A 12,022-nucleotide genomic window follows, 5' to 3' on the forward strand; every position below is an offset into this window, starting at 1 on the left:
TCTAAAAATGACGGGATGACGAAATACCTCATTTTATTTATATGTTTTATAACAATCCTTGGATGTAATCCTCCGGCGCCTGAAACCTCAGTAGGCGCTGGGGAGATTACTTCTCATGATAATAATCAATTGCTGGACGAGGTTCAGAAAGATGTTCTCAAATATTTTTGGGATTATGCCGAACCTAATTCCTTACTTGCAAGAGAAAGATACCATCCTGACGGGCTTTATCCTGAAAATGATTCACATATTATTACTTCAGGCGGTTCCGGTTTTGGATTGATGACTTTATTGGTCGGAATTGACAGGAAATTTATTCCGCGTGATGAAGCTGTAAAACGCTTACACCATATGATGGATTTTCTTGCAAAAGCAGACCGTTTCCACGGCGCATGGTCACATTGGATGGATGGTAAAACCGGAAAGGTGAAACCATTTGGTCAAATGGACAATGGTGGAGATTTGGTCGAAACCGCATTTTTGGTACAAGGTTTAATTTGTGTCAAAGAATATTTCAAAAACGGAAACGATTCCGAAAAACAATTGGCTCAAAAAGCCGATGAACTCTGGAAAGGAGTCGAATGGAACTGGTACACCAAAGACGAAGATGTTCTTTATTGGCACTGGTCTCCAGAATATGAATGGAAAATGAACTTCGCATTGAAAGGGTACAACGAATGTTTGATTACTTATGTTTTAGCAGCGTCTTCTCCTGATTATTCAATTTCAAAAGAAGTATTTGACAAAGGCTGGAGCCGTTCCGGCAAAATTAAATCAGATGTAAAAAAATATGACGTTCCGGTTATTGTAAATCACAATGGCGAACCCGGTTCAGTCGGGCCGTTATTTTGGGCGCAATATTCCTATATTGGTTTAAACCCAAAAGGACTTTCCGATGATTATGTAAATTATTGGGATTTGAATGTAAATCATTCAAAAATTATTTATGAATACTGTGTAGAAAATCCAAAACAATTTAAAGGTTACGGAAATAATTTTTGGGGATTGACTGCGAGTTACACAAGAAACGAAAATGGAGAAATGGGTTACACAGCACATTCTCCGCAAAATGACACAGGTATTGTAACACCTACGGCTGCATTGTCGTCTTTTCCTTATACACCAAAGGAATCTATGGATTTTTTAAAATTTATTTACAACAAAGAAAATAAGAACAAATTCATCGGGCCGGCAGGTCCTTATGATGCTTTGTCGATACAATATGATTGGGTGGCGAAAAACTACCTCGCAATCGATCAGGGACCAATTGCGCCTATGATTGAAAATCACCGTACAGGATTGATTTGGAAATTATTCATGCAAAATGAAGATGTGCAGAAAGGGTTAGCGAAGTTGGGTTTTAAAGTAGCAAAATGAAAAAGTTTTTCGGATTAATTATTTTCAGTTTTTTAATTTTCAGTTGCAGTTCATCAGACGATACGGTAGCAATAATTGATGATGGCAATGGTGGCAATAATGATACCGATCCGGAAACTGAAATCAGTTTTGATCCGATTGACAATAACCAATTGATGGACATCGTCCAGAGAGAAACTTTCAAATACTTCTGGGATTATGCCGAAACAAATTCAGGCGCGGCACGCGAAAGATACCACCCAAGTGATCCTGGAAATAGTTCCAATGTAGTTGCGACAGGTGGTTCCGGATTTGGATTGATGTCAATTTTGGTCGGAATCGAAAGAGGTTATGTTTCAAGAGATCAAGCTGCAATCAGAATTCAAACCATTCTTAATTTCTTCGAAAATGCAGACCGTTTTCATGGCGCATGGCCGCATTGGTTAAACGGAACTTCAGGAGATGTAATTCCTTTTAGTACGCAGGATGACGGCGGGGATTTGGTGGAAACTTCATTTTTAGCAATGGGATTAATTTCAGTTCGCGAATATTTCAAAAACGGAACCCAACAAGAAGTCCAATTATCTCAAAAAGCAGACGACCTTTGGAAAGGAATTGAATGGGACTGGTATACCAACGGGCAAAATCAATTGTATTGGCATTGGTCTCCGAATCACGGATTCGCTATTAATCTTGCTTTGAAAGGTTACAACGAAACTTTGATTACATACGTTTTGGCAGCAGCTTCGCCTACACATCCGATTTCTCAAAATACTTATCAGTTTGGTTGGGCAAGTGGTGGTGGATTTTTGAATTCTAATATTTTGTATGAAATTCCTATGTTGGTAAAACATGGCGGAAATTCATCGAATGTTGGACCGCTATTTCTTTCGCATTATTCCTTTTTGGGGTTAGACCCGAGAAATCTGCGAGACCAATACGTAAATTATTGGGAGGTCGCCAAAAATCATTCTTTGATTAATTACCAATATGCGCTTGCCAATCCACAAGATTACCAAGATTACGGAAAATACGTTTGGGGATTGACGGCAAGTTATACTTATCAGGCAGGTGGCGGAATGAGTTACGCAGCACACAGTCCGGCAAATGATACGGGTGTAATTTCACCAACGGCGGCCGTAAGTTCGATCGTTTATACACCAGAACAATCCATCGATGCCATGCAATATTTTTATCATAGACGAGATATCCTGATGGGACCTGCAGGATTTTATGATGCATTCAGTCCGGAAAGGAATTATTGGGTAGCACAAGCTTATTTGGCAATTGACCAAGGACCAATGATTATCATGATTGAAAATCACAGAACACAATTGTTGTGGAATCTCTTTATGGGAGCGGATGATGTGCGTACGGGTTTAACGAATTTAGGGTTTACATATTAATGATACAAATTAATTCGTCAAACTGAACTTGTCGAATTTCATTTAAAATTATGACAAAAAAAATATACATATTCATCATTATTCTAATTTCAAACGTAAATTTCGCGCAGCAAACTAACGGAAAATTCAAAGAAAAAGTGGAAATAGAATTTGAATTAAATTATCTGCTTCGATTACCCGAAAAACCTCAAGGGAAATATCCGTTAATGATTTTTCTTCATGGCGCAGGTGAGCGCGGAACCGATATTAACAAAGTAATTGCAAATGGACCGCTTCAGGATAAATACAAAGAATATACAAAAGAGTTCGCCATTCTAGCTCCACAATGTCCGGAAGGTCAATACTGGGATGTAGAAGCGGTTTATCAGTTAATTAAAAAAATAATAAAGGACAATAAAAACATCGATACCAATCGAATTTACCTTACAGGATTGAGCATGGGTGGTTGGGGAAGCTGGCGCTTGGCGGAAAAACACCCGGAAATGTTTGCAGCTTTGGTAACGGTTTGCGGACCTGCAGGGTTGCCGGAAAAACGTGAAGCTCATTTAATTAAAGATATTCCAACCAGAATTTTTCACGGTGCGCTTGATGATGTTGTTCCGGTAGATAATTCGATTCAAATGTACCAAGAATTAAAATCTTTAGAAGCAGATGTTGATTTGACAATTTTTAAAGATGATAATCACAACAGTTGGGATTCAACTTATTCAAATCCTGAATTGTATAAATGGATTTTAAAACAGCGAAAAACTAAAATATGACACGTAAACTGATTTTACTATGTACACTTTTTGGATTTGCTTTTGGTTTTGGCCAGAAAGTGAAATTCGACAAGAAAAAGCCTAAAGACCAATTCATCAATGAAATAATTTCTCAAATGACTTTGGAAGAAAAACTTGGACAGTTAAATCTTCCGAGTTCCGGAGATTTTACAACCGGACAAACCAAAAGTTCAAACATCGGGAAAAATATTGAAGCCGGAAAAGTAGGTGGATTGTTCAATATAAAAGGTGTTGACAGAATCAGAGACGTTCAGAAAGTAGCAGTAGAAAATAGCCGTTTAGGGATTCCTTTGATTTTCGGAATGGACATTATCCACGGTTATGAAACCGCTTTCCCGATTCCTTTGGGATTGGCAGCGAGCTGGGATGTTTTAGCTTATGAAAAAGTAGCGAGAGTTTCCGCACAAGAAGGAACAGCTGACGGTATCAACTGGACTTTTTCGCCGATGGTCGATATTTCGCGAGATCCGCGTTGGGGGCGTATATCTGAAGGTGGAGGTGAAGACACTTACCTCGTGAGTCAAATGGCAAAATACATGGTCAAAGGTTATCAGGGAGATGACTTGGCTGCAAAAAATACAATGTTGGCTTGTGTGAAACATTTTGCATTGTACGGTGCGCCAACAGGGGGGCGTGATTACAACCATGTGGATATGAGCCGCTGGACAATGTTTAATACGTATTTTCCGCCTTACAAAGCCGCTGTAGATGCGGGGGTAGCCTCTGTGATGATGTCTTTCAATGATGTGGACGGAATTCCTGCAACTGCCAACAAATGGTTGATTGACGATGTTTTACGCAAACAATGGGGATTTGATGGTTTTGTAGTAACGGACTACACGGGTATCAACGAAATGGTGGAACATGGAATGGGAGATTTGAAACAAGTTTCTGCTTTGGCTTTGAATGCCGGAGTGGACATGGATATGGTTGGTGAAGGATTTTTAACAACCATTGAAAAATCTTTGCAGGAAGGAAAAGTGACGATGAAACAAATCGATGATGCGGTTAGGAGAATTTTAGAAGCGAAATACAAATTAGGTTTGTTTGAAGACCCATACCGTTATACCGATTCAAAACGTGCTAAAGCTGAAGTTTTTTCAAAAGAAAATGTGGCAGAATCGCGTAGAATTGCTTCTGAAACTTTTGTTTTATTAAAGAATGAAAATCAGGTTTTACCCTTAAAACCAAATTCAAAAATCGCATTGGTAGGTCCGATGGCTGATGCAGCAGATAATATGCCGGGAACTTGGTCGGTAGCTGCAAGATTTGAAGCTTCGGTCTCTGTAAAAATGGGATTGAAAGATAAAAATGTGGTTTATGCACATGGTTCCAATTTGGTAGATGACAAAGTTTTGTTTGATAACTCTACAATTTTTGGGAAAAAGCCAAGATGGGATGACAGAAGTGCGGATGAATTAATCAAAGAGGCGGTTGAAGCAACTAAAAATGTGGATGTAATCGTAGCTGCAGTTGGGGAATCTTCTGAAATGAGCGGAGAAAGCAGCAGCATGGTCAATTTGGATATTCCCTTGGCGCAGAAAAGATTATTGCAAGCGATGTACGATACCGGAAAACCGGTTGTAATTGTGCTTTTCACAGGTAGAGCTAAAACTTTGATGGAAGAAAATGAAAAAGCAGATGCAATTTTAAATGTTTGGTTCGGCGGAACAGAAACCGGAAATGCTGTTACAGATGTTTTGTACGGAAAAGTAAATCCAAGCGGTAAATTGCCGGTAACTTTCCCGAGAAGCGTGGGTCAGATTCCGATTTATTATTCACATTTCAACACTGGAAGACCATTGAGTGATGAAAAATCTGATGGTTGTACTTTTGAAAAATTCCGTTCAAATTATCTGGATGAATGTAACACGCCTTTGTATGAATTTGGATTTGGACTTTCTTACACGACTTTTGATATTTCAAATTTAAAACTGGATAAAACAACCATCAATCAGGGCGGTTCTGTGAAAGTTTCCGTTCAGGTAAAAAATACCGGAAATTATGACGGAACAGAAGTGGTTCAATTATATACAAGAGATTTGATTGGTTCGATTTCAAGACCTGTAAAAGAATTGAAAGGATTTCAAAAAATTTTCCTGAAAAAAGGAGAATCTAAGACAGTTGAATTTAATTTGACAACGGAAGATTTGAAATTTTACAATGCTGAAATGAAGTTTGTAGCAGAGCCGGGAGAATTCGAAGTCTTTGTAGGAAATTCATCCAACGCAAAATTAAAATCCAAATTTGAATTAAAATAATTATCTTAATCCGATTTTTAAGAATTTTTTAGCACATGGAAAACAATCAAATAAAAACAAATTACCCAGCTTTATACACACTTATCGTGGTATTTTTCTTTTGGGGGTTTATTGCAGCGGGCAATAGTATTTTCATTCCTTTTTGTAAAAGTTACTTTTCTTTAGACCAATTTCAGTCACAGTTAGTAGATTTTGCATTTTACACAGCCTATTATTTAGGAGCTCTTTTACTTTTTATAATGAGTTCTGTCAAAGGAAAAGATTTGGTCGGTAAATGGGGATATAAAAAGAGTATTGTATATGGGCTTTTGTTTTCTGCTTTAGGAGCAGTCGCGATGATTATAGCTGTAGAGGTAAATATGTATGCCGGAATGTTGTTAGGTTTATTCATTGTAGCATTGGGTTTTTCTTTGCAACAAACTGCGGCAAATCCATTTGCATATTTGCTCGGTGATCCCAAAACAGGTGCAAGCAGGGTAAATTTGGGTGGAGGAATTAATTCTTTCGGAACTACTATTGGTCCTTTGATTGTTGCATTCGCTCTTTTTGGAACAACGGCAGCCGTTTCCGATGATGAAATTGCTGGTTTACCATTGAACAAAGTAGTTTATCTATATGCTTGTGTGGGATTGTTATTTGTAGCAGCTGCAGCATTATTTCATTTTTCTAAAAAGGTTCCTGCAGGTATTTCAGATGAACCAATGGAAAAGGCAAATAAAGCCATCAATGTACTTGTAATTATGACTATTTTATTAGGAGTAATGTTTATTCCGGTTTTTAATAGCTATAATACCGATGAAGCAAAAAAAATAGTTGAAATTGAAGGCACAATTGCTCCAACAACAAAAATGATCGAGCAAAATAACAATTCAATATCTCAAATTAAAAAAGATCAAAATCTTAGTGAGGATCAAAAATCTGATCAAATTGAGGTTTTAAATGTGAAGAATGCTGAATTGAATTTATTAATTAAACCTCAAGTTGATGAAATTAATGAGATAAGACATCCTTTGGAAAAGAAAAGAATGTATTGGTTAGGTGGAGCTTTGTTGGTAGTGATTGGCGGTCTGGTAATTGCCGGAAGTCTAGCGAGAAAAAAAACAGAAGGATGGGGAGCAATGCAATATCCACAAGTTATTTTGGGGATGTTAGCTATATTTACCTATGTAGGTGTTGAGGTGGCAATCGGCAGTAATTTGGGAGAATTACTGAAATTACCAGAGTTTGGCGGACATAGTTCTTCTGAAATCGCACCCTATATTTCTATGTATTGGGGGAGTTTGATGATTGGTCGTTGGGCAGGATCAATTGCAGTATTCAATTTATCAAAAAGTAAGAAAATGATTGCACTCATTGTCGTGCCTTTGATAGCTTTTTCAGTTATTTTGATCGTTAATATTATTGCCCAAAAAGATATGACACCTCTTTATTATTATATCATCTGTATTTTGATTCAGATTGCCATGTTTTTTATTGCAAAAGACAGACCAGCAGCAACAATGCTTATTTTCGGAATAATGGGAATCGCAGCCATGCTAATAGGTTTGTTTTCTGAAGGGACTGTTGCGATTTACTCATTCTTGGCTGGTGGATTGGCTTGTAGTATCATGTGGCCATCTATTTTTAGTTTGGCAATTACAGGATTAGGTAAATACACGGCGCAAGGTTCTGCTTTTTTAGTAATGATGATTTTGGGTGGAGGAATTATTCCGCCAATTCAAGGAAAATTAGCAGATATTATTGGAATTCATAATTCTTACGTAATTCCTGTTCTTTGTTTTGCTTACCTTACATTGTTTGCTATTTTGGTAAAATCAGCTCTCAAAAAACAAGGAATTGATGTGGATAATATTGAATCAAGTGGTGGACATTAATTTGAAATATAAATAATTATATAAATCAACCTCACAGGTCCAATCCTGTGGGGTTTTTATTTAAAATAAAATGAAAAAAATAATTAAGTTTTTTATTTTACTAATTGGAATTAGCGGATTTGCTCAAGATGATTATTCCATCATGAGTTACAATATTCGTTTAGGTTCTGTAGATGACGGTGAAAATCATTGGAACAAAAGAAAACAACCTTTAGTAGATTTGATAAAATATTATCAACCTGATTTTCTGGGAACACAGGAAGGTCAATATCCGCAATTGACTTTTATCACTTCAGGATTATTTGGATATAGTTATGTCGGCAAACCAAGAACGGCCGATGAAAATGGAGAATATACTGCTATATTTTATAAAACCAAGAAATTCGAAGTGATAGAACAAAATACCTTTTGGTTATCAGAAACACCTGATAAAATTTCCAAAGGTTGGGATGCCGATTACGAAAGGATTGCAACTTACGTTTTGTTTAAGGACAAATCTAATGGAAAACAAATTTGGATAATGAACACGCATTTTGACCACATCGGAAAAGAAGCGAGAAGAAATTCCGCCAAAATGATTTTGGAAAAAGTAAAAGAACTAAAAGCTAAAAAAGATTTTCCTGTTTTAGTAATGGGAGATTTTAATTCGGTGGAAACAGATGAACCGATTCAGATCATTTACGAAGAATTAAATGATACTCGAAAAATTTCAAATTCAGCACCGTACGGGCCTGAAAATACATTTACTGCATTTGAGTTTCCTGCAGCAAAAGAAAAACAAATTCTGGATTATATTTTTGTGAGCTATCACCCCGATGTAGAAATTAAAAAATTTGCGGTGATTGATGATTTCTATGGCGATGGAAAATATCCCTCAGATCACTTTCCGGTTTTTGTAAATTTTAAATATTAATGAAATGAAAGATCAATTAAGATTGTCATTCAGAGTAAACCGAAGCAGAGCGATGAATCTTAAATCAGATTTCTCCTTCATCGAAATGACATTGAAGAAGATATTTGTTTTCTTTTTGCTAATTGTGACAACAATATGTTTCTCCCAACAAAAGACATATTGCAATCCAATCAATATTGACTACGGATATACGCCATTTGAAGTATTTTCCAAACAAGGTAAACATCGTGCTACAGCGGATCCTGTCATAGTCAATTTCAAAGACCAATTATTTCTTTTTTCAACAAATCAAGAAGGTTATTGGTATAGTGATGATATGCTCGACTGGAAATTTGTTTACCGAAAATTTCTTCGTGACGACAAATACATTCACGATTTGAATGCACCAGCGGCTTGGGTGATGAAAGATACGCTTTATGTTTATGGTTCAACATGGGAACAGGATTTCCCGATTTATAAATCAACAAATCCAACCAAAGACGAATGGGAAATCGCAGTCGATACTTTAAAAGTTGGCGCTTGGGACCCGGCTTTTCATTACGATGAAGACAAAAATAAATTGTATCTCTATTGGGGGTCGAGCAACGAATGGCCGCTTCTCGGAACAGAAGTAAAGGTCAATACCATGCAGTCTGAAGGTTTTGTGAAACCGATTTTGCGTTTAAATCCTGAAGACCACGGTTGGGAAAGATTTGGTGAATACAATGACAATGTTTTCCTGCAACCCTTTGTGGAAGGTGCCTGGGTGACGAAATACAAGGGGAAATATTATATGCAGTACGGAGCACCCGGAACGGAATTCAGCGGTTACGCAGATGGCGTTTATGTGAGCGAAAATCCTTTAGAAGGATATGCTTATCAGAAACACAATCCATTTTCGTATAAACCGGGCGGTTTTGCTCGCGGGGCAGGTCATGGAGCAACTTATCAGGATAAATACGGGAATTGGTGGCACGTTTCCACGATTTTCATTTCCACCAAAAATAATTTTGAAAGAAGATTGGGAATCTGGCCAGCAGGATTTGATAAGGAAGATATTATGTATTGCAACACAGCTTATGGCGACTATCCGACATACATCCCTGAATTTGCACAGGGAAAAGATTTTTCCCAAGGATTATTTTCTGGTTGGATGTTGCTGAATTACAATAAACCCGTTCAGGTTTCATCAACTTTAGGTGGTTATCAACCAAATTTTGCAGTAGATGAAGACATCAAAACTTATTGGTCGGCTAACACGGGAGATAAAGGTGAATGGTTTCAAACGGATCTGGGAGAAATTTCTACCATTAATGCAATTCAAATCAATTATGCAGATCAGGATGTAGAATTTATGGGTAAAACTTTAGAGAAATTTCATCAATACAAAATTTACGGTTCAGACGATGGAAAAAAATGGAAAGTAATCGTTGACAAAAGCCAAAACAAAAAAGACATTCCGCATGATTATGTCGAATTTGAAAAGTCTGTAAAAGCGCGTTTCCTCAAAATGGAAAACATCAAAATGCCAACAGGAAAATTTGCTTTGAGCGGATTTCGTGTGTTTGGAAAAGGAGCAGGAAAAGTTCCGGAGAAAGTTCAGAATTTTGTTCCGCTTCGCGCAGATGCCAAAAAACATGGTGAACGCAGAAGTATCTGGATGAAATGGCAGCAAAATCCGGACGCCGATGGTTATGTGATTTATTGGGGAAAATCTTCTGACAAATTGTATGGAAGCATTATGGTTTATGGAAAAAATGAATATTATTTTACAGGAGCTGACAGAATGGACGGTTATTTTTTCCAAATTGAAGCATTTAATTCAAATGGAATTTCTGAGAAAAGTCAAATTTATGAAAGTCCTTAGTTCTAAATAATTAAGGATTATCTTTCCGAATATAGTGCAACGAAATGAAGAATCTATGAAGTTTAATTTATTGATATTTAGTTTTTTAATTTTATTTAATTCAATTGTTTTTAGCCAAACAAAAGAAACGCATATTTATTCAGTCAAAGATGAGGAAGAATTAAAATTGGACATTTATTATCCTGAAAATGTTCAGAACCAAAGAAATATTCCTGCAATTGTGTGGATGCATGGCGGAGGTTTTGCGGGTGGCAGCCGCGATGCGCCGGATGAAGCTAAATTTTGTCAGGAAATTGCAAACAGAAATTACATTGCCGTTTCCATTTCATACCGATTGACCAGAAAAAATACAAAAGAAGGCGTGGGTTGCGATTGTCCTAAAGATGTCAAAGTGGAAACTTTTCAAAAAGCATCAGAAGATTATTTGGATGCGGTTCAGTTTTTAATTCATAACAAAGAAAAATTTAAAATTGATTCGGAAAAAATCATTGCAGGAGGAAGCAGTGCAGGAGCAGAAGGAATTTTGAATGCCATTTTCATGAAAGAAAAATGGTTTGGAAATAAATATGACGACATCAATTTTGCCGGATTGATATCTCTTGCGGGCGCAGCAGTGGAAGAAGTCGAAATTGATGATGATAATTCTATACCTGCTGTGTTTTTTCATGGAGCGAAAGATAATGTTGTTCCTTTTGAGACTGCTCCCCATCATTTTTGTAAAGAAAATCAACCAGGATTTATGATTTTAAAAGGTTCGAAATCGATTGTCGAGAAATATCAAAAACTGGACAAATCTTATTTTCTTTATACAGATTCAAAAGGTAAACATGAAGTTTCAGGAATTCCTTTTAATTATTTAAAGGAAATTTTTGAATTTTTGGATTTGACAGCTATCCAAGGAAAACATCAAACATACGAAATTGAAATTGACTAGTCTTTTGATTTAAGGTATTTTTGAATCTTTGATTTACACTTGTCACAATAACCATCTACATAATCCACGGTGCTGACTTTTCCGTTAGCATCGCGCATCAGACAAGATTTTGAATTTTTACAATGAGGCAATCCCAGCGTGTGGCCAAATTCATGCATCGTAACTTTTTTGAGCCTTTCCTTTTTATGTTCTTCTGATTTTGCACCGCGAAATGTTCTGAATGTGGAAACGATACAGCTTTTTCCGGGACAATAAGCGAGCCCCATGATTCCCCAATCTTCATATTGATCTACAGTTGTTGAAATATCTTTATCGGTAATCCCGATAACTTTATCTGTATCCAAATTTTCTTTTAAAAATTGAATCAATTTGTCTGCTCTGTAGCGATTTCTAGGTTTATAATAAGTTTCCTCAGGTAAGTCTTGACCAATTACAATTACAGAATCGATGTTGTAATTTTCATTTAAGATTGATTTTATAAAGTTGATTTGGTAACTATCAACTTCTCCCAAATTGACCAACGAAATCTGAAAAGAGTTTTTGAGATTACTTTGGTTGCAATTAACACAAAATAAAATGATGATAGGTACTGAAATAATTTTTAATAATTTCATAAATTCTTAATACATTAGTTATAGCAAATAACAATC

9 protein-coding genes are annotated in these 12,022 nt (G+C 36.5%); 8 read left to right on the top strand and 1 reads right to left on the bottom strand.

Annotated elements, in window-relative coordinates:
* Positions 1-15 precede the first annotated feature (15 nt).
* From B8977_RS11920 to B8977_RS11955, 8 genes are all read left to right on the top strand, one after another.
* A complete protein-coding gene (locus B8977_RS11920) occupies positions 16-1,377 on the top strand; it encodes a glucoamylase family protein (RefSeq protein WP_084017951.1) in 1,362 nt (453 codons plus the stop codon).
* Positions 1,374-2,762 (top strand): glucoamylase family protein, encoded by a 1,389-nt coding sequence (locus B8977_RS11925; RefSeq protein WP_084017952.1) that lies wholly within the window; start codon positions 1,374-1,376, stop codon positions 2,760-2,762. The genes B8977_RS11920 and B8977_RS11925 overlap by 4 nt, the downstream gene beginning before the upstream one ends.
* Before the next feature lie 50 nt (positions 2,763-2,812).
* Entirely contained in the window at positions 2,813-3,523 is a 711-nt protein-coding gene (locus tag B8977_RS11930; protein ID WP_084017953.1) for a carboxylesterase family protein, read from the top strand.
* A complete protein-coding gene (gene bglX / locus B8977_RS11935; RefSeq protein ID WP_084017954.1) occupies positions 3,520-5,805 on the top strand; it encodes a beta-glucosidase BglX in 2,286 nt (761 codons plus the stop codon). The genes B8977_RS11930 and bglX overlap by 4 nt, the downstream gene beginning before the upstream one ends.
* Before the next feature lie 35 nt (positions 5,806-5,840).
* Complete coding sequence (locus tag B8977_RS11940) at positions 5,841-7,679, top strand: MFS transporter (RefSeq protein ID WP_084017955.1); 1,839 nt, start codon at positions 5,841-5,843, stop codon at positions 7,677-7,679.
* Positions 7,680-7,749: 70 nt separating this feature from the next.
* Positions 7,750-8,592: an endonuclease/exonuclease/phosphatase family protein gene (locus B8977_RS11945; protein WP_084017956.1), complete on the top strand. Its 843-nt coding sequence runs from the start codon at positions 7,750-7,752 to the stop codon at positions 8,590-8,592.
* An 85-nt stretch (positions 8,593-8,677) separates the two neighbouring features.
* Positions 8,678-10,438: a discoidin domain-containing protein gene (locus tag B8977_RS11950; RefSeq protein ID WP_394334475.1), complete on the top strand. Its 1,761-nt coding sequence runs from the start codon at positions 8,678-8,680 to the stop codon at positions 10,436-10,438.
* A gap of 55 nt (positions 10,439-10,493) precedes the next feature.
* Complete coding sequence (locus B8977_RS11955; protein ID WP_084017957.1) at positions 10,494-11,372, top strand: carboxylesterase family protein; 879 nt, start codon at positions 10,494-10,496, stop codon at positions 11,370-11,372.
* Here B8977_RS11955 and B8977_RS11960 read toward each other — a convergent pair.
* Positions 11,369-11,986 carry a matrixin family metalloprotease gene (locus tag B8977_RS11960; protein WP_084017958.1) on the bottom strand — a complete coding sequence of 206 codons (618 nt, stop codon included), beginning with the start codon at positions 11,984-11,986 and terminating at the stop codon, positions 11,369-11,371. The genes B8977_RS11955 and B8977_RS11960 overlap by 4 nt on opposite strands.
* Positions 11,987-12,022: the final 36 nt, after the last annotated feature.

Source organism: Moheibacter sediminis, from assembly GCF_900176425.1.
GTDB classification, from domain to species: domain Bacteria; phylum Bacteroidota; class Bacteroidia; order Flavobacteriales; family Weeksellaceae; genus Moheibacter; species Moheibacter sediminis.

What these genes read in the sequence shown, in the direction of transcription:
- B8977_RS11920 (WP_084017951.1), top strand. Translation starts at nt 16, where the DNA reads ATGACGAAATACCTCATTTTATTTATATGTTTTATAACAATCCTTGGA.
- B8977_RS11925 (WP_084017952.1), top strand. Translation starts at nt 1,374, where the DNA reads ATGAAAAAGTTTTTCGGATTAATTATTTTCAGTTTTTTAATTTTCAGT.
- B8977_RS11930 (WP_084017953.1), top strand. Translation starts at nt 2,813, where the DNA reads ATGACAAAAAAAATATACATATTCATCATTATTCTAATTTCAAACGTA.
- bglX (WP_084017954.1), top strand. Translation starts at nt 3,520, where the DNA reads ATGACACGTAAACTGATTTTACTATGTACACTTTTTGGATTTGCTTTT.
- B8977_RS11940 (WP_084017955.1), top strand. Translation starts at nt 5,841, where the DNA reads ATGGAAAACAATCAAATAAAAACAAATTACCCAGCTTTATACACACTT.
- B8977_RS11945 (WP_084017956.1), top strand. Translation starts at nt 7,750, where the DNA reads ATGAAAAAAATAATTAAGTTTTTTATTTTACTAATTGGAATTAGCGGA.
- B8977_RS11950 (WP_394334475.1), top strand. Translation starts at nt 8,678, where the DNA reads ATGACATTGAAGAAGATATTTGTTTTCTTTTTGCTAATTGTGACAACA.
- B8977_RS11955 (WP_084017957.1), top strand. Translation starts at nt 10,494, where the DNA reads ATGAAGTTTAATTTATTGATATTTAGTTTTTTAATTTTATTTAATTCA.
- B8977_RS11960 (WP_084017958.1), bottom strand. Translation starts at nt 11,986, where the DNA reads ATGAAATTATTAAAAATTATTTCAGTACCTATCATCATTTTATTTTGT.